The sequence below is a fragment of the Streptomyces sp. NBC_01314 genome (genome assembly GCF_041435215.1).
Lineage (GTDB): Bacteria > Actinomycetota > Actinomycetes > Streptomycetales > Streptomycetaceae > Streptomyces.
On the sequence record NZ_CP108394.1, the window covers coordinates 321460 to 343548 of the forward strand.

The 22089-nt window shown below is 68.8% G+C and carries 16 protein-coding genes; 8 read left to right on the forward strand and 8 right to left on the reverse strand.

Annotated elements, in window-relative coordinates; all coding sequences use genetic code 11:
• The first annotated feature begins 2 nt into the window (after positions 1-2).
• The 3 genes from OG622_RS01365 (at position 3) to OG622_RS01375 (ending at position 3437) form a co-directional block, all read left to right on the forward strand.
• Positions 3-848 carry an oxaloacetate decarboxylase gene (locus OG622_RS01365; RefSeq protein ID WP_371572502.1) on the forward strand — a complete coding sequence of 282 codons (846 nt, stop codon included), beginning with the start codon at positions 3-5 and terminating at the stop codon, positions 846-848.
• 1019 nt (positions 849-1867) lie between these two features.
• Entirely contained in the window at positions 1868-2464 is a 597-nt protein-coding gene (locus OG622_RS01370; RefSeq protein ID WP_371572504.1) for a TetR/AcrR family transcriptional regulator, read from the forward strand.
• A gap of 661 nt (positions 2465-3125) precedes the next feature.
• Positions 3126-3437 carry a hypothetical protein gene (locus OG622_RS01375; RefSeq protein WP_371572505.1) on the forward strand — a complete coding sequence of 104 codons (312 nt, stop codon included), beginning with the start codon at positions 3126-3128 and terminating at the stop codon, positions 3435-3437.
• 59 nt (positions 3438-3496) lie between these two features.
• Here the strand turns inward: OG622_RS01375 and OG622_RS01380 are convergent, their stop codons facing one another.
• On the reverse strand, positions 3497-3736 hold the full coding sequence (locus OG622_RS01380) for a hypothetical protein (RefSeq protein ID WP_371572507.1): 240 nt from the start codon (positions 3734-3736) through the stop codon (positions 3497-3499).
• A 256-nt stretch (positions 3737-3992) separates the two neighbouring features.
• On the opposite strand from OG622_RS01380, the gene OG622_RS01385 reads away from it, so the two are divergent.
• The 3 genes from OG622_RS01385 to OG622_RS01395 all read left to right on the forward strand — a co-directional run bounded on the left by OG622_RS01385 (position 3993) and on the right by OG622_RS01395 (position 8166).
• Complete coding sequence (locus OG622_RS01385) at positions 3993-6239, forward strand: efflux RND transporter permease subunit (RefSeq protein WP_371572510.1); 2247 nt, start codon at positions 3993-3995, stop codon at positions 6237-6239.
• A 155-nt stretch (positions 6240-6394) separates the two neighbouring features.
• Positions 6395-7486: a sensor histidine kinase gene (locus OG622_RS01390; protein ID WP_371572512.1), complete on the forward strand. Its 1092-nt coding sequence runs from the start codon at positions 6395-6397 to the stop codon at positions 7484-7486.
• Complete coding sequence (locus OG622_RS01395; protein WP_371572514.1) at positions 7486-8166, forward strand: response regulator; 681 nt, start codon at positions 7486-7488, stop codon at positions 8164-8166. Before OG622_RS01390 ends, OG622_RS01395 begins: the two co-directional genes overlap by 1 nt.
• A gap of 298 nt (positions 8167-8464) precedes the next feature.
• Here the strand turns inward: OG622_RS01395 and OG622_RS01400 are convergent, their stop codons facing one another.
• On the reverse strand, positions 8465-8911 hold the full coding sequence (locus tag OG622_RS01400) for a hypothetical protein (protein ID WP_371572516.1): 447 nt from the start codon (positions 8909-8911) through the stop codon (positions 8465-8467).
• Between the two features lie 229 nt (positions 8912-9140).
• Between OG622_RS01400 and OG622_RS01405 the strand changes: the two genes are divergently transcribed.
• Together OG622_RS01405 and OG622_RS01410 are read left to right on the forward strand one after the other, a co-directional pair.
• Complete coding sequence (locus OG622_RS01405; RefSeq protein ID WP_371572518.1) at positions 9141-10118, forward strand: LacI family DNA-binding transcriptional regulator; 978 nt, start codon at positions 9141-9143, stop codon at positions 10116-10118.
• Positions 10119-10530: 412 nt separating this feature from the next.
• Entirely contained in the window at positions 10531-11487 is a 957-nt protein-coding gene (locus tag OG622_RS01410) for an alpha/beta hydrolase fold domain-containing protein (RefSeq protein WP_371572521.1), read from the forward strand.
• 102 nt (positions 11488-11589) lie between these two features.
• On the opposite strand, the gene OG622_RS01415 is transcribed toward OG622_RS01410, so the two are convergent.
• From OG622_RS01415 to OG622_RS01440, 6 genes are all read right to left on the reverse strand, one after another.
• On the reverse strand, positions 11590-12789 hold the full coding sequence (locus tag OG622_RS01415) for a glycoside hydrolase family 1 protein (protein ID WP_371572523.1): 1200 nt from the start codon (positions 12787-12789) through the stop codon (positions 11590-11592).
• Between the two features lie 31 nt (positions 12790-12820).
• Positions 12821-15283 (reverse strand): glycoside hydrolase family 3 N-terminal domain-containing protein, encoded by a 2463-nt coding sequence (locus OG622_RS01420; RefSeq protein ID WP_371572525.1) that lies wholly within the window; start codon positions 15281-15283, stop codon positions 12821-12823.
• A gap of 132 nt (positions 15284-15415) precedes the next feature.
• Complete coding sequence (locus tag OG622_RS01425; protein WP_371572527.1) at positions 15416-17524, reverse strand: hypothetical protein; 2109 nt, start codon at positions 17522-17524, stop codon at positions 15416-15418.
• Between the two features lie 35 nt (positions 17525-17559).
• On the reverse strand, positions 17560-18003 hold the full coding sequence (locus OG622_RS01430) for a family 43 glycosylhydrolase (protein WP_371583977.1): 444 nt from the start codon (positions 18001-18003) through the stop codon (positions 17560-17562).
• A 23-nt stretch (positions 18004-18026) separates the two neighbouring features.
• Positions 18027-20411 carry a glycoside hydrolase family 2 TIM barrel-domain containing protein gene (locus tag OG622_RS01435; RefSeq protein WP_371572529.1) on the reverse strand — a complete coding sequence of 795 codons (2385 nt, stop codon included), beginning with the start codon at positions 20409-20411 and terminating at the stop codon, positions 18027-18029.
• Between the two features lie 168 nt (positions 20412-20579).
• Positions 20580-22040: an MFS transporter gene (locus OG622_RS01440; RefSeq protein ID WP_371572531.1), complete on the reverse strand. Its 1461-nt coding sequence runs from the start codon at positions 22038-22040 to the stop codon at positions 20580-20582.
• Positions 22041-22089: the final 49 nt, after the last annotated feature.

Consider the following 22089-nt stretch of genomic DNA (forward strand, 5'->3'; position numbering starts at 1 on the left):
CCATGACGTCGCTCAGGGAAGCGATCGCCGCGAACGAACCGCTGATCGTCCCGTCGGTCTACGACGGAATCTCCGCGCTGCTGGTGCATGAAGCCGGATTCCAGGCCGCCTACGTCGGCAGCTACGCCACCGGTGCGTCGAAGTACGGGATCCCCGACATCGGTTATCTCGGTCTGGAGGACATGGCCGACCAGGTCCGCCGCCTGGCACCGGCGGTCGGAGTCCCGCTCATCGTCGACGGCGAGGCCGGGTGGGGCAATCCACTGCACGTCGCCCGCGCCGTCCAGGTGCTGGAGCGGGCCGGAGCGGCAGGCACACACATCGAGGACCACGACTTCGGCAAGCACCTCACCATGCAGCCCCGGGTGCTCCCGGTCTCCAAGGCCGTCGAGAAGGTGAAAGCGGCACTCGACGCCCGCGCCTCGGACGACTTCATGATTATCGCGAGGACCGACGCGGCCGGCATCGAAGGCCCGGCCGCCGCCGTCGACCGCGTCCTCGCCTACCAGGAGGCCGGCGCTGACGGGATTTTCATCGCCACCCCCGAGCCGTTGGACGAGGCGTCGTACGCGCACCTGCGCAAGGAGGCCACCGTGCCGGTCTTCGCGATCGACATCCAGGGGCAGTCGGCCGCCGACCACGCCCGGCAGGGCACGGACGTCGTCGTCTACTACGCCCTCGCGCACATCGCCGCCAAGGCAGGCATGGAGGCCGCGATCAAGATCCTCGCGAAAGAGAAGTCCACCGTCTCCCTGAAAGACCGGTTCGGTTCGTTGTGGGACTACGACGACTTCCTGGGCATCGCAGACAGCAGGGAAGCAGCCCGGCGCTACGGACTGATCGAGTAATAAGGACTTCGGCTCCACCCCGAGGGACACCGGACCGGCCCACCGGAACCCGGCCGCGGAGCGGAACACGTCCGGTCCACCGCGACGCGTGCCAGGCCGACACGAGGTGCCCCGGACAGGCCGGTCCAGACCGCTTGTGCTCCCGCGATCGATCCGGCCGACGAGATCAGCCGACTGCAGGTCGGCTCCGAGAGCATTCGCGCGGTCCGGGTGAAGGAGCAGCGGTCCAGCTGACCACCGGCGCCCGGTTCACGGCTGAACCGATGCCCCCCGGAACAAATGCCAACCGCCATCCACGCCACCACCGAAGACCGCTTCTCCTGACGATCTACTCCACCCTCCCGCGCATCGTGGTCACCCGGGCGCTTCCACCAGATCGCTCTCGGCAGCCGCGCTCGGTGGGTGGGTGGTGTCTGGGTTTCACCGCACGACCGCCCGCCCAGTCCTGTAGAACTCCGGAATGCGGTCGTTGGAGCGACAGCTCCGGTCACCGTGCTCAGTGACCGGAGCGACGCGGATGTTCTCGACGCGAAGGCCATCGTCCAGCACGGGGCAGCGGCACGAACCCCCGGGCGTGCTGGTCGACGCCACGGTCGACCTCACCCTTTTCGTGGAAGGTGACCGCCTGGTGCACTCCAGGGCGGCGTGGACCCGGGATGTGTCCTTCGTGCCCGGCACCGGGCTGCAGGACGAACGACTCGGGATCACGGGGTCATCGGCATGGGCCACATCGAGAACGGGCAGACGCACATCGCCGCTCTTGCACAAAAGCACCTGCGCCACAGCAACCGACACGAGGCGTCCGAGCTGCCGGTAGGCAACGGGACGGGTCACACCGCCACTGTGGCTTCCGGCCGCCGCCGAATCATCGGCCGGTACGTCCTGGGGCCGGCCACGCACATCCGCCGCGGACTCGACAGGCCCGGACCACGGCTGCGAACCGCCGTTCTCCTCCCCCTCCATCGCCAACGCCCGGGACAGAACCAGGTGCTGTGAACCGATCGAGTAGCCTGACATCCGTGTCCTCCCCAGCCAAGCGGCGCATCGGACGGCCTGAGAATCCCGAGCTGCGGGACAACGTCCTGCGCGCCGCAATCGACTGCTACGCCGAAAAGGGCTGGAGCGGTTTCAACTTCGACATCGTCGCGACGCGCGCCGGCGTGGGCCGCCCAGCCCTCTACCGGCGCTGGGCGGACCGGACTGCCCTGCTCGTCGACGCCTTCAAACAGCTCACCCCCGGGCTGGTCGACGAGGATCTCGGTTCACTGCGGGACGAACTTGTGCGGCTGGGCGCCGACTACTCGACCATGATGCACGGGCCACGCGGGCTCGCCGGCACGAGGCTCATGGCTGATGCCCACTTCCACCCCGACCTCTTCGCCAGGGTGAGCGCCGAGGTCGGCGAGCGGCGGGAAGACCTGGTGCGGCGCTCGGTGGAGCGCGCGTGCTCCCGAGGCGAGCTCGCAGCCGACTGCGCCCGCGACATCTCCCTGCTGCTGTTCGGCGCACTGTGGGAGCGCAGTGTGCTCGCGGCCACCGGCCGAGCGCCCCATCCTGAGCGCCCTGACATCGAACACCTGGTCAGCGTGATCCTGCGCGGCGTCGCCCAGCCCTAGCCGAGCGACCTACCCAAGCGGCCTGGTGGCGCGACGCGGACGCGTACGGCTGCCGGCAACGCGGGCACCGCCCCGTCCCTCGTCTCGTTCGCTCCCGGAGACTGCTGTGTCTTATCAAGCCGCTTGAGGGGCCTCTCTTCCGCATTCGGCTGGTTCCGTCGTTCGAGGATCTTGACACCGGCCGGACGCGGAACTGGCGCCACTGTGCGAGCCTCCCGGGCGGGTGGCAGGGCGTCGCGGATCTGCTGTAGGCCGTCAGGCTGCTGGGGGCCGCGGGCGGTTTTCGCTGCGCCGTACCGGGCGCCGGCGCGGATACGAGGTCATGGCGGTGTGCTTTCTGGCCGGTCCCCGTCATCCGGCGCTCCTCGGGGACGGGGCCACACGATGGGCGCTGTGAACGACGCAGTTCGTCTAGGGCCTACCTGTCCGCATCTAGTCGGGAGCTGACGCGGCACTCGGCCGGGCACCGTCACAGCGGTCACAAGAAGGCGGCACCAGACGGTGTAACGACTCCAGTCCCGGGCGGTCACGCAGCGGGTCTTGTGGGCCGCTGCGTCAGGTGCGGTGTCGTGCCGTCTCGTTGGTCTGCTGGGCCGCTGTGGTTCTGGGCTGCGGCAGGATGCGCACGCCGCGAGCCTGTGTCCGGTACCCCGCACCGGTCATGCACCAGGTGAAGGACACCGGAACCGACTCGGTTCCAGGGACGGTCCCGCCCCGTTTCGCCCATGCCCACGCGTCATCGACTCTGCGGGGGCAGTGGGGCCCTGGAGCAAAAAAATCGATCCTCACTACCAAGTCCGGTGCGAGCGGCCCCAAGACCCGCACCCGCAAGGCAAAGCAAGCGGCTGGCGTCCGCTACACCCAGGCCCGCCGGCCCACGGCACCGTCCTCGCGCAACGGGCACACGGTGCAGTTCCTGCTGGCGGACCGATACGAGCTCGGCACCCTCGCCGCGCAGATCTCCACCGCGTGAGCGCGGCAGGGAATGCGGGTGCCTGGCCACACCGCGAGCTCGTAGACCACTTCGTCGTGCTAACCGCAACCAACGGTGCGCCGGTCGCCGAGATGGTTGTCGGCGGCGAAGGCCTCCAACTGCCGTCCGTAGCCCTCCTGCTGCTCGGCGCTGACCGCCTTCAGGACAATCGTGAGGATCTCCTCGGACAGGTCGCGGTCGAAGCCGGTGTAACCGGTCAGCGACACGAAGATCCTCTCCGCCGCTTCCAGCACCCGGTGCCCCTGCTCCTCCCCCACGCCGTCGACGGGCGTGGGCAAATGCCGCGGAGTCTGGCCCGGCGCCTCCAACGGCGTTTCGATCTCGCGCCGTCCGTGTCTGAGCGGAGACCAGCACGGAGTGCCTCAGTGGTCTCCCTGATCCGGTCCGGTGGATTCCGCCAGGGGGAGTACGCTCGCGGACCCGGGGTGTAGCTGGTTACACCCCTCACCTCCGGTGTCTACTGCGATCGCAGTAGGCGCAAGTGTCTGCGCTGGGTCGATGACGAGAGATCGCGGGACTGGGAACTTCGAAGAGATGCCGGAGATCGCCGGCACGACCCTGTGGCGCAACTCCGGAGGTCCGCCGATGTCCGCTCTAGCCAGCTGGTGCCATAGGCACCGGCTTGTCGTTCTTCTGGCCTGGGTGGGCTTGCTGTTCGCCCTCGTTGCCGGCCTCGGCGCGGCCGGTAGCAAGTTCGGCAACAGCACGACCGCGCAGAACACCGATTCGGCCAAGGCCACCGCTCTCCTGCGACAGGGCGCCAGCAGCTCGGCGGGCGTGAACGGCACCGTGGTCTGGCAGGTCCACGGCGGCAAGGTCACCGACACTTCGGTGAAGCAGGACATGACCGGCGCGCTCGACCAGATTGCCCACTCTCCAGGTGTGGTGTCCGTGAGTAGCCCCTACACGGCAGCTGGTCAGCAGCAGATCAGCAAGGACCGTACGACGGCGTACGCGAGGATCTCCTTCGTCGACGGCAGCGGTGACACGCAGGCCAGGAAGGTGGAAAAGCTCGCCACCGCACCTGAGTCCGGCACACTCCGCATCGCGCTCAACGGCCAGGCGTTCTCGGTCACCCCCGCGTCGAACCCGGCCGCCGAGGGACTCGGCATCGTCGCAGCGTTTGTCATCCTGCTGCTGGTCTTCCGTGCCGTGTGGGTGGCGGCGCTGCCCATTATCACGGCTGTCGTCGGCGTCGGCACTGCTTCGCTGTCCGTGATGCTGCTCAGCCATGTCGTCACTCTCCCCGACACCACGCTCACTTTGGGCGCGCTGATTGGCCTCGGCGTCGGCATCGACTACGCGCTGTTCATTGTCAACCGCCACCGCCGTAACCTGATGGACGGCATGAGTGTCGGCGACTCGACGGCGAAGTCGCTCAACACCTCCGGTCGCGCGGTGATCTTCGCCGGTCTGACCGTGGTCGTTGCGCTGCTCGGAATGTTCACGCTGCGCCTCGGCATCCTCAACGGTATGGCAATCGGCGCCGCCATCGCCGTCGTCCTGACCGTGCTGTCCGCCATCACTCTGTTGCCGGCGCTGCTCGGTTTCATCGGGCTCAAGGTCCTCAGCCGCAAGCAGCGCAAGCAGTTGGCGGGGCACGATCACCACGCCGCGGACGACGCGGGGCTGTGGGGGCGGTGGGCCGCGCGCGTGCAGGCCCGGCCGAAGACGCTCGGGGTCGTCGCCGTGGTGATCCTCACTGCCATCGCGTTCCCGACGCTGTCCCTGCGCCTCGGCTCGGCCGACGACGGCAACCTGCCGACATCGTCCACGAACCGCCAGGCGTACGACATGATGGCCGACGGCTTCGGCCCCGGCTTCAACGGCCCGCTCGTGCTGGCCGTCCAGGCACCCGACGCCGCGGACATGGCCGCCGCGGCCGACCTGGTCAAGGAGCTTCGTCAGGTCGACGGAGTGGCGAGCGTCTCCGCGGCCCCGATGCGCGACGGGCAGGACGTCGGTGTGATCAGCGTGGTGCCGACCACGTCACCGCAGTCCGTCAAGACATCCGACCTCATCGACCATCTGCGTTCCGACGTGGTGCCACCGGTGGAGAAGGGCACCTCGATGCGCGTCTACATCGGGGGTACCACGGCCAGTCACGACGACTTCGCGTCGGTGCTGATCGGCAAGCTGCCCATGTTCCTGGCGGTGATTGCCGCGCTCGGCTTCCTGCTGCTGACCATCGCCTTCCGCAGTCTGCTGATCCCGGCCGTCGGCGCGCTGCTCAACATCCTCAGCATCGGCGTCGCCTTCGGCTCGATCGTCCTCGTCTTCCAGCACGGCTTCGGCAGCAGTTTGCTGGGAGCAGGCTCGGCCGGTCCGATCGAGTCGTTCGTACCGATCCTGATCATCGGTGTCATGTTCGGCCTCTCCATGGACTACCAGGTCTTCCTGGTCAGCCGAATGCGTGAGGAATGGGCCCGCACAGGGGACAACCGGCGTGCGGTCCGTGTCGGTCAGGCCGAGACCGGCAAGGTGATCGCCGTCGCCGCAGCAATCATGTTCTGCGTCTTCGGTGCCTTCGTCTTCGGCGGGATGCGCATAATCGCCGAATTCGGACTGAGCCTCGCCTTGGCCGTCGCACTCGATGCCCTGCTCATTCGGATGGTCGTCGTACCGGCCCTCATGCACCTGTGCGGGAGGGCGAACTGGTGGCTGCCGCGCTGGCTGGACCGGGCCCTTCCCCGGGTGTCGGTGGAAGGCCCGCCCGATGAGGCGGCCGACCGGGCCCCGCACCTGGTACGCGAGCCGCAGTCGGCCGGGATCCCGGCCTGAGGCCGACCGCCGACAGCGCGGGCCGGGGTCCACTGGCCCCGGCCCGCGCTGCGTACGGTGAAGGGGTGCAAGTGACACATACGTGGCCCAGCTGGTGGACTCGCCATGATCGGGTCAGGGACGCGTTCCCGGCTGCGATGCTGGTGGGAGCGGCCATGGGGGCGAACGCGGTCGGAAAGGACGGCTGGCAATTCCCCCGCGCCGAGGGAGTCGGCTGGACGGTTCTGGCCTGCGCGCCCCTGGTCTTCCGCAGCCGCTGGCCCCTGGCGGTCGTCGTCGTGACGCTCGCTATTGACCTGGCCCACCTGGCCAACTCGCCGGGATACTGGCTCGCCCCAGCGGCGAGCCTGGTCGCCCTCTACACCTTCGCGACCCACAGCGACCGCCGCGCCGCCTGGATCGTGGGGCTCGCCGCGGCCGCTGCCATCACCACCACCTATGCGATGGCCGCCTCGCAGCCAGCCTTCTCCGGACACACTCTCGCCAGGCTCGACCTGGCGATCGCGGCTACCGCCCTCGGAGACTCCGTACGCAGGCGCCGCATCCGCCTCGCACGGGTCGTGGCCCGAGCCGAGGACGCCGAACATACCCGGGAGGAGGAAGCCCGCCGCCGGGTCACCGAGGAGCGCGTCCGCATCGCCCGCGAACTGCACGACGTCGTCGCCCATCACATCACCCTGGTCAACGCCCAGTCTGGGGTGGCCCAACACCTCATGCGCACGGATCCCGACAAGGCGTACGAAGCACTCGCGCACATCAAGGAGAATAGCCGCACGGCACTCGACGAACTGCGTGCCACGGTCGGTCTGCTCCGCCAGGGCGACGACGTACCCGAACCCCGTCACCCCCTCCCGAGCCTCAGCGACCTCGACGAGCTGGTCGACTCCTTCCGCAGCAGCGGCCTGCCCGTGGAAGTAGTGCGCAGCGGTGAGCGGCAACCGATAGCGCCCACCACGGATCTGACGGCCTACCGCATCATCCAGGAAGCACTCACCAATGCCCACAAACACGCGGCGGCAACGCACGTTCAAGTGGCGCTGGACTACTGGCCGGAGAGCCTGCGGATCACCGTGACGGACGACGGCCGCCCCGGCACAGCAAGCGGCGCGGGCACGGGCCACGGTCTGATCGGCATACGCGAACGCGCCGCAGCGATCGGCGGCAAGGTCACCATCGGGCCCCGGCCGGAAGGCGGATTCAGCGTGTTCGCCGAACTCCCCGTCACGCTTTCCCTGGAAGGTTCCTGATGACCATTCGTGTTCTGCTCGCGGACGACCAGGCACTGCTGCGTGGCACCTTTCGGCTGCTCATCGACGCCCAGCCGGACATGGAGGTCGTCGGGGAGGCGTCCAACGGCCAAGAGGCGGTCGGACTGGCCCGCAGCCAGCAGGCGGACGTGGTGTTGATGGACATCCGGATGCCCGAGGTCGACGGCCTCGAAGCCACCCGGCTGATCGGCCAGGACGAGGACCTGGCCGGAGTGAAGGTGCTGGTGCTCACCACGTTCGAAGTGGACGAGTTCGTCGTCGAAGCGCTACGCGCCGGAGCGAGCGGGTTTCTCGGCAAGGGTGTCGAACCCGCACAACTACTCGACGCCATCCGCCTCGTCGCGGAGGGGGAGGCGCTGTTGTCTCCCGCCGCGACCAGAAGTCTGATCTCCCGGTTCCTCTCGCAACCCGCGCCGTACGGTCCCACCGACCCGGATCGTGTGGCTGCCCTGACGCCGCGGGAGCGCGAAGTGATGACTCTTGTGGCGACGGGCCTGTCCAACCAGGACATCGCCGAGCAACTCTTCGTCACCCCGGTGACGGTGAAGACCCACCTGAACCGGGCGATGGCCAAACTCGGCGCTCGGGACCGCGCCCAACTCGTGGTGATCGCCTATGAGACCGGCATGGTCCGCCCCGGTTCCACGCAGCAGACCTGAGGTCCTGTGGAAACGCAGGTCGGACGACGTGCGGCAAGGTGACCCTCGAACCCGACGTCCGGATCAGCGTGTCGGCGCTCATCGGCTCGTTCCTCCCTGGGCGGTGAGCGGCGCGTCGGGGGCCGAACCCACGTGGTATTCGACGGAGTCATGGGTGATCTCCATGAACACCTCCTACACCGAGGCCGCCTGGGCGCGAGACAGTGCAGGACCAGGCCTGCATCGGCCGCGCATTCCCCGATCTCGGACGCCTCCAGCCCCTCCACGTCGAGTACACCAGCCTCGGCACTGCTCACCGTCACGCCACCGCCCACAGCACCTCCCGCAGCCGTGCCGGGCGAATGCCCTCGTGGATGCTGCGCCTGGACGAGTGGGCGATGAAGTCTGCGATCGGACCGGCCTGCAGCAGCCGGCGCCGCCGGATGAGGATGAGTCTTCGGTGGTCACTGTCATCTCGCTCATCAGACGCGAGGAGAGCAGGACCGTACGCCCCGGCCGGCCCTTTGAGAAGGTTGCGGATCCACAGCTCGCTCTCCGGGTCCAGGCCGTTGACCGGCTCGTCCAGGATGATCGTCCTCGGGGCGCCGAGGAGTGCCGTGACAATGCCGAGCCGCTGTCCCACGCCCAGTGAGAACGTGCCTGCACGCTTGCGCGCCACCTCCGGCAGCCCGACCGGCCCGACCAGGTCGGTGATCTCCAGCACCCGCTGCACACCGATCCCGTAGCTTGCGGCCAGCGCCCGCACGTGGTGGTAACGCCGACCGGCCCTGACCTCCGGTAGAGACCTCCGGCAGAGCGCCGATCTCGTACAGCGGCGCCCTGTCCTCTGCGCGTGCGGCCTTCCTGCTGACCGTACCCGAGGTCGGTCGGTCCAGCCCCGTGATCGTCCGCATGGAGGCAGCAGCTAACGCGCGTCAGGTCAGCCGTACCATGATGCGTGTCAAGGAGACCGGCATCATTGTTGCGAGAGGGCCATGGACCGACCCGCCAAGCGCGCCACCAGCGCTGACGTTGCCCGCGTCGCTGGTGTTTCCCGGACCACCGTGAGTTTCGTCCTCAACGACAAGCCGGGCCAGACGATCCCGGAGGAGACCAGGCGCCGCGTCCTCGAAGCCGCCCGGAGCCTCGAATACCATCCGCACTCTTCTGCGCGCGCCCTCGCTGCCGGTCGCAGTGAGATCGTCCTGCTCTCCGTTCCGGACATGCCCATCGGCCCGGGTACCAGCCGGTTCATCGAGGAACTCGCTGCCGCGCTGGTAGAGCACGGCCTGACTCTGGTCACCCACTTGTCGGGAGCACGGGGCCGACCGCTGCCGGACGTGTGCGCGGCCGTCAATGCCTCGGCGGTGGTCGGGTTCGAGTCGTTCGACCCCGACACCGTGCGGGCCCTCTACAGCGCGGGTGCCGAGTTCGTGTTCCCGTCCCAGATGGACGACACCCACTCAATGCGGGCAATCGGCCGCATGCAGGCCGCACACCTGATCGGCCGCAGACACCGGCGCATCGGCTACGCGATGCCGGCGAACCGCGGACTGCGCACCATGGCCGAGGACCGTCTGCACGGTGTGACCGCCGCCTGCGCCGAAGCCGGTATCGCCCCACCCGTCGTGGCGAGTACGAACCTGGAGGTGGCCGCCGCATCCCTGGCGGTGACCGAGTGGACGGCTCAATCCGTCACCGCGGTATGCGCTTTCAACGACGAGACAGCGATCGCGGTCCTGGCGGGCATGCGCGAACATGGCCTCGCCGCCCCCGCCGACCTTGCCGTCGTCGGGGTTGACGACGCCCCCACCGCCCGTCTGGCGGCCCCGCCGCTCACCACCGTTTCGTTTGCCCTGCACGAGGTGAGCCGACGCCGGGCCGAAATGATCGTGGCCGGACTGACGGGCCGCGAGCCCGGCTTCACCTCCGAGGCGATCAGTCCGCGCCTCGTGGAGCGTTCATCCACCTGACACGGCGGACGCTGAACGTCTGCGGTCCACCGGCGGACCCGGAAGCCGACGAGGTCCTTCGACCACGCCGTGATCCATTCGTTTCCGCCGGAGGCCCTGGCCGATCGGCCCACCGTGGTGGCATCATGACGACTAACGCGCATTAGCGGGGGTCGGCGTCGCGCCGGAGGATGCTGAACCATGTCGGGCCGACCGCACGCTCCTCGACCTGCAGGAGGCCGGCGGACCTTGCGTCCCCGGGAACCCACCCTCCGAGCAGGAGCCCTGGCGACCGTCCGCCACTCGACATCACGAACGACAGGGGGACGGACACGATGGCCGGAACTTTGTTTGACGACAGCCGATATGTCCGATCCGAGGCCAACCGGATTCTGGCGGCGCCTGCGGGCGGAGCGAGCCGAAGGAGTCCGGCATGCCCGTGAATCCCTTCTTCGGTGAGTACTACGGACGGCTGCGCGAAGCGATGGCGAGCGCCGCCTCGGAGCAGGAAGCCCGAGCGGTGGCGCGGGAGTTCGGCGAACGTCAGAAGTCATGGGCGAGCCCGGACGTCGTGGTGGAGGACATCACCGTCGCAGGTCCGCACGGACCCGTCCCGGCGCGCGCCTACCGTCCCGTCCACGGCCGGGTCACCGTGGCGTTGCTGTGGGCGCACGGAGGCGGCTTCATGGCAGGCGACCTGGACATGCCGGAAGCCCACATGGTCTGCGGAGAACTCGCTCTGCGTGCGGAAGCGTTCGTGGTGTCGGTGGACTACCGGTTGGCGAACGAGTCCGTCCACTATCCCGTGCCGCTCGACGACGTCCACGCGGCCTGGAACTGGCTGTGCGCGGATGGTCTGCCCGACGAAACCGGCCGCGTGCCGACGGCGATCGGCGGCGCCAGTTCAGGCGCGGCACTCGCCCTCGCCACGGCACTCCGCAGCCAGGACGGCGGCCGGCCCGCGGACGCCCTGCTGCTGGCCTACCCGCACGCGCACTTCCCGGTACCGGCGCTGGAGGAGCCGACCGCCGCCGAGCTGAGCACCCAGGACGCCATGGCACGTTTCACACCGGGCCTGCTCGAGTACCTGGTCCGTAACTATGTCGGGCGGATCAGCGACCTGCCGGCCGACGCCCTGCCCGGTGCGGCGCGGCTGGACGGTCTGCCTCCCACGCACATCGTCCTGTCCGAGTACGACGACCTGCGTCCGTCCGGGGAACTACTCAAACGGCAGTTGGACGAGGCCGGCGTGCCGGTCGCCACCTTCCTGGCCGAGGGCATGCTCCACGGGCATCTGAACTTCACCGCGGACCTGCCGCAGATAGAGGAGTCGCTGGACTTCTTCGCTGCTGCGCTCGGCGAGGCGAAGACGCTCCCGTCAAGGCGATAGCCGAACAGCGTGCGCGAGTGCCGGGGTCGGAGAGGTCGGCCTCGGCACTCGCGTTCCAGGTTTCAAGTGACACGCTTTCCTGGCCCTTGTGGTCCCCGTGGATCAGAGGTGGCCGCGGCGAGCGACTTCGCCGAGCCAGGCCAGGCTGGGCTTGGGCTGGCGTTCGAAGGTCTCGCGGTCGACGGCGATGAGGCCGAACGTCGGCTTCCAGTGGCCCCACTCGAAGTTGTCCAAGGCGCTCCAGTGCAGATAGCCGCGGACGTCGATGCCGTCGTCGACGGCCGCGAACAGGTGGCGCAGGGCCTGCGAGGTGTAGGCGATGCGCTGGGTGTCGTCGGCGGTGGCGATGCCGTTCTCGGTGACCAGGATCGGCACGCCGCCGGTCACCTCCCAGGTGTGCCGCAGCGCGATCCCGATCGCGTCGGGACGGTAGGCGTTGCCGGTGAGGGTGTTGTCCGGGGCACTCGGGTGCGGGACGACACCGTTCTGGTCGACGGCCTGACTCGAGTACGACTGCACTCCGATGAAGTCGTCGCCGCGGGCCGCCTCCAGATAGAGGTCCTCTTTGACGTACCGCACCTCACGCAGCTTGGCCTCGTTGCCGGGGGTGGCGGTGAGGGCATGGTTGGCGACCGTCCACCCGGCCTTGGCGTCCGTCTCGCGCTTCAGGATCTCGCGGGCGGCGTGGTGTGCCTCGGCCAACCGCAGCCCGACCTCGGGATCCGGGTCCGGAAGTACCGGGTACCGGCCGTCCGCGACGGTCGGAGTGAGCATCAGCTTGCGCGCCTCGGCCGACCGTACCGGGTCGCTCATCCACACCATGATGGCCAGCATGTTCGGCTCGTTCATGGTGCAGACCCACTCGACGCCGCCGAGGATGCCGGTGACGGCCTGGACGTAGGTCCCGAAGCGTCCGATCGCTTTCGGGCCCAGCCAGCCTTCGTCCTCGGCGAACCAGCGGGGGGCGGTGAAGTGGTGCAGGGTGACGACCGGGGTGAGTCCGAACCCTGCGGCGGTGTCGATCATGCGCCGGTAGTGGGCGAGTGCGGCACGAGAGATCTGGCCCTCGTCCGGCTCGACGCGGGCCCATTCGATCCCGAACCGGTAGCTGGTGAGCCCCGCCTCGGCGAGCAGCCGCATGTCCTCGGCGTAGCGGTGGTAGCTGTCGACGGCGTCGCCGCTGCGTTCCATACCGGGAGTGCGCAGCTCGCGTTGCCACCAGTCGCTGTTGACGTTGTTTCCCTCCACTTGGTGAGGCGCGGTCGCCGCTCCCCAGAGGAAGCCGGGTGTGAGTCGAGTCATCTTCCAGTTCCTTCGTGCTTCGGCGGGTGGTTCAGGACGCGGCGATGCTGGCGTCGACGGTGATCGTCGTGTCGCATCGGATGTCGTCACTGCTGAACCCGGCGAGGACGGTGACGTCACCCGCTTCGATGCCGCGGCGGCCGTCGGGCAGCGTGTAGTGCAGGCGTTCGACAGGAGCCTCCAGGACGACCTGGCGGCTTTCGCCGGCGGCCAGGTCGACCCGCTGGAACTGGATCAGCTGCCGGACCGGGCGGACTACGGACGCGGCCTCGTCCCGCGCGTACAGCTGCATCACCGTCTCGCCGTCGGTCCGGCCGGTGTTGGTCACCCGGACGCGGGCTCGTACCGTCGCGCCGACCAGTTCCACGGCCGGCCCCTCCTCTTCGTCGAGGTCGAGGGCGAACGACGTGTAGGACAGGCCGTGGCCGAACGCGTACAGCGGGCCCTGGCGTTCGAGGTCCCCGTAGCCGTGGCGGGTCCCGGTCGGGTGGCCGTACCCGCTGCCGTGGTGGTGTCCGTGGTGGAGGGGCAGCTGGCCGAGATGCCGGGGGAACGTGCTCGGCAGCTTGCCGCTCGGATTGATCTTCCCGAAGATCGCCGAGGCGATGGCCGGGCCGGCCTCCTCGCCCAGGAGCGGTGCGAGTAGGACGGCGTTGGACAGCCGTGCCACTGGTTCGAGCAGCAGGGGGCGGCCGGAGACGACCACGGTCACCAGCGGCTTTCCGGTCGCGGCGAGCAGCGCGAGGAGTTGTTCCTGGTCTCCGGGCAGTGCCGGCGAGGCTGTCGACTGGCCTTCCCCGGCGGTGTTGGCGCCCACCCATCCGGTGCGTTCGCCGACGACGGCGATGACCAGGTCCGCGTTGTCGACGGCCTGGTGTACCCGTGACGTGTCCAACGCTTCGCCGGAATCGGCGGCGAACCGGCCCAGCGTCACGCATTCGACCGTCGGGTCGAGCCCGTGCAGAGCGTCGAGGACGGTGAGCGCGTCGGGGTGGATCTTCCGGGTCTGGTCTTCGAAGACGGGATCGAGGCCGGGGATCCGGGTCTGGAAGATGTCGGTGAACACGAAGGTCGCCGGATCCACGCCGGGGACCTTGCCTTCTCGTACGGCCCGCATTCCGATCGGCATCTCGACAGCGGCGACCGAGGTGTAGGCGGCGAAGTGGATCCGCAGCTCGTCCGCCGCCGGGCCGACGAGGACGGCGCGGCGCGCGCCGGGTGTCAGCGGCAGGGTCCCGTCGTTGGCGAGCAGCACCAGGCTGCGTTCCGCGATCGACCGCCGGATTCCGGCAGCCTCCTCGGGGTCGGGGAGGGCTGGTGCGTGCGATGACGGCTGCGCGTCCGTGGGACGGCCGATCTCGTTTGGCTCGAGAGCGGTGAGTGTCCGGGGGGTGGAGGACGGGGCCGGGCCGAAGGCGGGAATCAGTCCGACTCGGGCCTTTGTCGTCAGGACTCTGGCGACGGCGGTGTCGACGACGCTCTCGTCGAGACGTCCGCTCTCGACCTCGCCGACGAGCGCCGAGAAGTTCTCGGCGCCGGGCAGTTCGACGTCCAGGCCCGAGGTGAGTGCCTGCCGGGCAGCATCGCCTTCGGTGAGGGCGGTGCGGTAGGCGACGCGCAGGAGGTTCACGGCGGAGTAGTCGCTGACGACCAGGCCGTCGAAACCGAGTTGGCCGCGCAGGAGATCCGTCAGCAGCCAGTGGTTGGCCGCGGCGGGGATGCCGTCGATCTCGTTGTAGGAGTTCATGACGACCGAAAGCCCCGCCTCGCTGATCGCCCGGCGGAACGGCTCGGCGTACTCGTCGGACAGGGCTCGTCTGCCCAGCTGGGTGATCGCGGTGTTGAGGCCGGCCTCCGAAGCGCCGTAGCCCAGGAAGTGCTTGCCGGTCGCCAGGACGCCGTTCTCCTGCTCCGCGCCCTGGATGCCGCGGACGAAGGAGACGGAGAACCGGGCTGCCAGCTCGGGGTCCTCGCCGTAGGTCTCGTGCACGCGGCCCCATCGGGGGTCGCGGTTGATGTCCATGACCGGCGAGAAGAGCAACTGGACGCCGGAGTAGCGCATGTGGGCCGATGTCACCGCCGCGGCCCGTTCGATCAGACCGGGATCCCAGGTCGCGGCCTGCGCCCAGGCGGTGGGGAACTGCGAGCCCGACACATGCAGGAACCCGCTGATGCCCTCGTTGTGGACCAGGGCTCCGATGCCGAACGGCGAGGTCTCCCGGATGGCGTCCTGGATGCTTGCGATGTCCTCACGCAGGCTTTCGGCGTCGTGCCCGAGGAACCACGCCATCGACAGGTGCCCCACACCGTGCGGACGCAGCACGGGGATGAGACCCGGATCAGGGGTGGGGGCCTGCGCGGCGCCGCCGGCGGACCGGACGAAGATCTCCGCCACGCTGAAGCCGGTCAGCTGCGCGATCTTCTGCTCAAGCGTCAGCTTGGAGACGAGCCCCGAGACGGCTTCGGGATCCGGGGAAAGGGCGGACGTGGACATGGTGTTCTCCGATATGGCAGTCACGGTGATTTCGGCTGGAGCGCAGGCCGTGGATGTGGCAGTGAGGCGGATCTGACGGACGTCGGTCCGGAGGAGGACAGGCAGGGCGCTGCCTCTGTACGGCCGTCGGTGTCAGGGCCACGCGGTGAAGCCCTCGTGCCGTACGGACCAGGTGCCGTCGTCGGGGAAACCGGGGCAGTCGGTGCCGGCTCCTTCCCATCCGGCGGTCATAAGGGACACGGCCGAGAGCAGGCCGCCGTTGGCGGGGAGGTAGACGGGCAGGACGCTGCCCATCTGCGGGCTGTGGCCGGTGGGCAGGTACCGGTTCTTCGGGCTGTCCATGAGGAGGGCGTCGACTGCCAGGTCGGGGCGGCCGACTCGGGCCGCGGTCATCGCCATGGCGGGGAAGTCCCAGCCCCAGGCGGAGTCCCACTTCCAGTTGTCGAGGACGTCCAGCAGTGTGGCCTTCATGGTGGGGGCGTCGATGAGCGGAGTGGCGGGTACGACGCCCAGGGCGCACAGCATCGAGGGATGGTCGTCGCGCCGCAGGTAGGGCTCCGTCGCGATCGCCGTGTAGCGGCCTTCGTCCTGGTGCGGTGGGGTCAGGCCGTCTTGGATTCGCTGCCACTGCTTGTGCCGTTCGAGGCCGAGGCGTTCGCGCCAGCGCTGGGCGATCTCCAACCCCCACCACCAGTAGGCCAGTTCGAAGGTGGGGTCCTCGGTGGTCGCGGCGGTGTAGAACTCCTGGGCGGGTACCAACGGTGCGGGCAGGTGGTAGCCGTCGGCCCGGCTCTCGGCGAAGGACGCCATGAACAGGGCGGTCTCCTCGACCAGTTCCGCGTACCGGGCCACCAGCCGCTCGCGCTCCGGCGCGCCGCGTCCCCGGTACAGCAGTTCCAGGAGGTAGAGCGGGTGCGGGTGCTGCCAGATCAGCAGCGCTCCGATGTCGCTGGGGCTCTCCCGGCCGTCAGGGCCGACGTGTTTGGGCCAGCGGGCACCTTCGTAGTGCTGTCGCCGCGCGGTGTCGCATGCCGTGTCAAGGATGGACTGGTACCAGTCGAGACTGCGTTCGAGCAGTTCGGGCCGTCCCCAGGCGGGGAAGTGCGCGGCGTGCCACCAGTGCATCTCCAAGTGGAACTTGCCCTGCCAGGAGTTGGTGATCAGTCCGGTCTCCTGCGGGGGCAGGGTGCCCGAGCAGTTCACCGCGGTCAGGTACTGGGAGAGGACCACGCGGCGTTCCAGTTCCGCGGCCCGCGGATCGGTGCTGCCCGCGAAGTCGACGGCCGCACCCGTGGTCCAGAAGTCGCGCCACCACACCGCCGCCGCGTGTGTGATCGCTTCGAAGCCAGCGGGCCCGAGCTCAGGCTCCGCCTCGGGGGAGAAGGCTGCCGCGATCTCCAACACGGCGCCGGGGGCGGTCAGTTCGAGCGCGTGCGGTTCGTCCGTCGCCGCGAGAGTGCCCTGTGACCAGTCCAGACAGACTGTGTACGTGGTGTCGTCGAGCACCCGGCGGATGCGGCAGCTGCGCTCGCCGAACAGCTCGGATGTGGTGGTGTGCCGGTCGGCTGCCGACCAGTCGGAGGCATTGAAGAAGCTGTCGCTGGCGTAGGGAAACCGCACGGCGACAGCTGCCAGGCCGTCGGCGAGCAGCTCGGACTCGATGCGGAAGGCGACCCGCGCGTGGCGAGGATCGGCGACGGTGGTGACTCGCACCTCCGCCCCGGCGTACTCGAAGACGCTGGTGAGCATCCCCGGCCACAGGTCGAGCCGCTGGCGCGGGTTGCCCAGCGCAGCCGGGTCACTCTCCGCCGCCGCGCTCGTGCCGGGCCGTAGTACGAGACCGATGCGGCCCAGGTCGAGCCGCTGCGGGTTCGTGTGGAGCCAGGTTCCGGCGCGGTACTCCTCGGCGACCTGCCCGCCGAACATCGCGGCCATGTCGAACTTGTCCGGGTACTCCACGGGCCCACGGACCGTCTCGTAGCTGGACATCGCGTCCGAGAGCACGAAGCCGTCGGGGTTGGGCATTGAGTGCCAGCCCCAGGTCGACATCGTCGTGGTGTTCACGGCGAGCCGCCGCTGGGCCTGCGCGGCTCCCTGGTCGTGGAAGGCGGTGAAGGTCTGCATGCCGGTGATGTCGGCGGTGAAGGCGAAGTCGCCGTTGCCGACCGTCAGCGGGCAGGATGCGTCGGCCTCGGCCAGCTCGACGGTGTGCCGACGTACTATGGATTCCCGGTCAATCATGGTCACCTCGGTCGGTATGCGTCGATCAGTGGCTGTTATGGCGACGGAGGAAGCCCACCGTGGCGTCCCAACCGGGCGTGACGGTGGCGGCAGTGGTGGTACAGGGCCCAGGAGCCGCTCGCGCTGTGGTTGCTCTCCACCTGGTGGATCCCGGTCGCCGAACCCTGGAGAAATCGGTCGGGAAAGACCACCGGACACTCCTTCGCGTCCGGGGCGGCAGTTGAAGCTCCACACCACACGCGTACCAGCCAGGGGCTCAACGACGACAACACGGCCGGTGCCCCGCTGCCCTGCCGGGAGGGAACGGCGAGTTGGTCCTCGTGGTCGAGAGCGTTCCCGATCTGCTCCCAGCGCAGGAGGTCCCGGCGTGGAAGGCGGGGCACGCCCGGGAGGTACTCGACCGACGAGGTGACGAGGGAGAAGTCCTCGCCCGCACGGCAGATCGAGGGGTCGGGGGGGAAATCTGGAGAGGACGGGATGGTGGCTCATCGCATCACCTTCGTCACATGAGCGCTTGGTGGCCGGCGGCCTCCTTGACGGTGACGACGGCATCGACCGGTGCGCAGTCCGGGGCGCCGGCGGTGAGGCGGATCTCGCCTGTGCCCGTCGGGTGGATGACGGCGAGGAGTCGGCCCTCGTACGTATGCCGCTCCTTGGCGTCGAAGCGCTCCTCGGTCGCGGGTACGGCGCTTCCGAAGCCGATCAGCGTGCCCGCGCCGGAGACTTCGAGGCTCACCAGGCGGTCGGCCGCAGGGTGCAGGGTGCCGTGGGCGTCCGTCAGGGTGAAGGTGACGTAGGCAAGGTCGCCGCCGGACGCGGTGACGACCCGCCGGTCGGCCTCGGCGCGGAGTTCCACCGGGCCGGTCGCGGAACGCAGGGTGGTACGGCCGGTTTCGGCGCCGTCCCGGTAGGCGATTGCGAGAAGTTCGCCGGGCTCGTACGCCGTGTCGAACTCGGTGCGAAAACGGTGGTCCTCTCCCACCGGTTGCCGCCCCAACGAGCGTCCGTTGACGAGGAGTTCCACCTCGTCCGCGTCGCCGTAGACCTCGATGGTGATCGGCGAGCCCTCGAAGCCGGGCCAGGTCCAGCTGGAGATCGAGTCGCTCCAGGCCCAAGGGGTGCCGGCGAAGGTCTTCCCTTGGTGCTGAGGCCGTTTGACCGCCAGGTAGGGCCGGGTGCGCAGGCCGAAGACGATCTCGCGGTAGTAGGAGGCGGGCCGCCGGTGGCCGGTGATGTCTATGTCACCGCTCTCCGCCAGCAGGTGCGGGTACGGCGCGGCGAAAGAGGCCCGTGGGGCGTCGGGGGTGAGGTACTGTGGCCGGCCGATGCCGACCTCGCCGAGGTAGTCCCAGCCGGTCCAGGCGAAGTCGCCGATGACATGGCCGTGTTGCTTGACGAGTCGCCAGATCCCGTCGATCCGTGTGGTGAAGGACTCCGTACCGAGGATGATCCTGTTCGGGAACAGCTCCCGGTCGGGTGCGTACCGGGCCTCCATGTAGTTCATGCCGGCGACGTCCAGCACGGCGAAGGACTCCGCCGTACGGCGCGTCACCAGTTCCGAGGCGCCGATCGCGTTCATCCCCTGCGCGGGGTCGGCCATGAGGGTGTTGATGCCGGCGCCCTCGTTGACCGTCTCAGCCGCCTGCTTCCGCAGGGAGGCCAGGTCGGCCATGACGGCCAGCATCCCGTTGATCCCGTTGGTGACGTAGCGGGTGTGGTCCAGCGAGCGGACTTTTTCGGCGAGTTCGCGCCCCCATGCGGCGCCGGAGGGCGAGCCGGTCTCGGGGATTTCGTTGCCGATCGAGTACATGATGACGCTGGGGTGGTTGAAGTCCTTGGCGACCATCGCCTCGATGTCGCGCTCCCACCATTCGGGGAAGTTCAGGCTGTAGTCGAACTCGTTCTTGCCCGAGGTCCACATGTCGAATGCCTCGTCCACGACCAGCATGCCGAGGCGGTCGCAGGCGTTCAGCATCGCCTTGCTCATGGGGTTGTGGGACATGCGGATCGCGTTGAACCCGGCGTCCTTGAGGAGTTCGACCCGGCGTTCCTCAGCACGGGCGAACGTCGCCGCGCCCAGGACCCCGTTGTCGTGGTGGACGCAGGCGCCGCGCAGCTTGACGATCTCGCCGTTGACGCGCAGACCGTGGCTGGGGTCGAGGCGCAGCGAACGGATGCCGAAGGTGACGATCTCGGTGTCCACGTCGCCGTCGCTGTCCGTCAGGGTCACGCCGGCGGCGTAGAGGGAGGGTGAGTCCGGGCTCCACAGTGACGGATCGTCGACGAAGAGGCGCTGACGGCAGACGGCGGGCTCGCCGGGCAGCACCGTGATCCGTGAGTCATCGCTCGCGACCACCGTCCCGGCACCGTCGCGGATCTCGGTGCGGACGTCGACGGCCCGGATCGCGATCGAGTCGTTCTCGACCCTGGTCACGACCTCGGCCACGGCCAACTCCCGGTCGATGTCGGGGGTGGTGACGTGGACGCCGTCGGGCGAGATCCGGACTAGGCCGCCGACGAGCATCCAGGTGTCTCGGTAGATCCCCGCTCCGGTGTACCAGCGGGAGTCCCGGTGGCTGCGGGCCTCGACCCGGATCTCGTTGTCCTCACCGAAGCGCAGGAAGCGATCGGCGTCGATGAGGAACTGCGAGTAGCCGTAGGGGCGCTGGCCGGCGTAGGCGCCGTTGATGTGGACGGTCGCGTCTCGGTAGACACCCTCGAACTCCAGGATGATCCGCTTGCCCCGATACTCCTCGGGCACGTGGAAGGCCTTGCGGTACTCGAAGGTGCCACCGGGGTAATAGGCGCCGGCACCGCTCTCCGTACCGGCATCGCCGCCTGATGCGGCACGCTCCTGCCCGATCATCGCGTCGTGGGGAACGGTCACCGATTGGAACGAAAACGAATGGCCTCCCAACTCGGCGAAGGGATTCACCTTCGGCCTGGACTGCCAGTCGTCGTTGAAGGAAACGCGGATCAAAGGAACTTCCCTACTTCGAGAGTCAGTTCTGCCGGGGGCGGCTCAGGCAGGGCGGAGCTGCCCCCGGCAGCCAGGTCAAATGGCCGCTTGGCCGACTTCGACCTCGTCGAGCTTCTTGGTCCTCGGGATCAGCAGCACCAGCAGGGTCCCGGCCGCACAGCAACCGGCCACCAGCCAGAACCCGTTGCTGAAGCCCGAGTCCCTGTAGAACTGCGTGCCTTTCAGAACTTCGCCGTTTCTGGCCATGAGCACGAAGACGAGCTGGGAGATGACGACCTGCGCGATGCCCTGCACCATGCTCTGGGCGCCGTTGCCCAAGGCCTGCTCTTCGGGGGAGACGGCCGCGATGATCAGGATCGGGACGCTGGAGACCACCATGCCCATCCCGACTCCGCTGACCAGGCCCCAGGCCACGATGTGACCCGCTGTGTCGTGCCACTGGGCCGCGATCCCGTACCCGACCGTGGCGAGGACTCCGCCGGCGCCCAGCAAAATCCGCGGGTCGACCCGGCGTGCCAGGACTCCGGTCGCGACAGCCGACAGGATGACCGCGACGCTGATCGGAGCGGTGACCACGGCGTTGTGTGTCGCCGACCAGCCCAGGCCGTCGGAGATGGAGGGGATCTTCGGCATGAGCGCGAGGAGCTGCATCACGACGCCCACGGAGTACAGCGCGCCTGCGGACAGCCCGGTGGCAAGCAGAACCGTCCATACCTGGCGTCGGGCCAGCAGTGCCATCGGGAACAGCGGGTTGGCGATCCGGGTCTGGGTGAATCCGAAGACGATCAGCGCCACCAGGGCCCCGACGAGGTAGGCGAGGAACTTACCGCTGGTCCAGCCCCACTCCGAGCCCTTTCCGACTCCGTAGGCGATCGCGGTGAGCGCGCCGCCCAGCAGGATCCCACCCAGCCAGTCCATCCGGACACGCGCCTCGCGCACCGGGCTTTCGGGCAGGAAGGCCAGCAGGATCACCAGGCTGAACGCGGTGGCGGCCACCATGAACCACAGCGCGCCGCGGAAACCCCAGGTGTCGATGAGCCATCCCGAAAGGAACGGGCCTCCCATGCCGACCATACCGACACTGCCCGCGAGCAGTGCGCTCGCCGGCCCGACCAGCGGACGCGGGAACACATCGCGCGCCGCCGCGTAGGCCACGGCTGCGGCCGCCCCGTAGATACCCGCGATGCCCCGCCCGACGAGCAGGATGTCGTAGCTCGTCGCGGAGGCGGCGATGAGATCGCCGACCAGACCGAGCGCGGTGACGATGACGATGACGCGCTTCTTGCCGTAGATCCCGGCAGCTTTGACCACGAAAGGCAGCATGAAGGTTCCGACCAGGGCGCCGGCGAGAGTGAACCAGGCGAGCTGGGTGGTGTGAAAGTGGATCGCGACCTCTGCCTGCGCGTTGCCACTCAGCAGGCCGACGATCGGGTTCAGCGCGACGGCCAGAAGCAGCGCGAACAGTACGAGCGCGTGACGCGCACTGAAACCGGTCGCTTCCTCTACGGGGGGTGGGGAGATCGTGTTGTCCAGCACGGCGGCCTTTCCTGCGTGTGAGCGGGAGGGGTGGTTGCGGGTGCTGCGT

What these genes read in the sequence shown, in the direction of transcription:
- OG622_RS01415 (WP_371572523.1), bottom strand. Translation starts at nt 12,789, where the DNA reads ATGACTCGACTCACACCCGGCTTCCTCTGGGGAGCGGCGACCGCGCCT.
- OG622_RS01410 (WP_371572521.1), top strand. Translation starts at nt 10,531, where the DNA reads ATGCCCGTGAATCCCTTCTTCGGTGAGTACTACGGACGGCTGCGCGAA.
- OG622_RS01405 (WP_371572518.1), top strand. Translation starts at nt 9,141, where the DNA reads ATGGACCGACCCGCCAAGCGCGCCACCAGCGCTGACGTTGCCCGCGTC.
- OG622_RS01395 (WP_371572514.1), top strand. Translation starts at nt 7,486, where the DNA reads ATGACCATTCGTGTTCTGCTCGCGGACGACCAGGCACTGCTGCGTGGC.
- OG622_RS01365 (WP_371572502.1), top strand. Translation starts at nt 3, where the DNA reads ATGACGTCGCTCAGGGAAGCGATCGCCGCGAACGAACCGCTGATCGTC.
- OG622_RS01385 (WP_371572510.1), top strand. Translation starts at nt 3,993, where the DNA reads ATGCCGGAGATCGCCGGCACGACCCTGTGGCGCAACTCCGGAGGTCCG.
- OG622_RS01425 (WP_371572527.1), bottom strand. Translation starts at nt 17,524, where the DNA reads ATGATTGACCGGGAATCCATAGTACGTCGGCACACCGTCGAGCTGGCC.
- OG622_RS01390 (WP_371572512.1), top strand. Translation starts at nt 6,395, where the DNA reads ATGGGGGCGAACGCGGTCGGAAAGGACGGCTGGCAATTCCCCCGCGCC.
- OG622_RS01420 (WP_371572525.1), bottom strand. Translation starts at nt 15,283, where the DNA reads ATGTCCACGTCCGCCCTTTCCCCGGATCCCGAAGCCGTCTCGGGGCTC.
- OG622_RS01375 (WP_371572505.1), top strand. Translation starts at nt 3,126, where the DNA reads ATGCACCAGGTGAAGGACACCGGAACCGACTCGGTTCCAGGGACGGTC.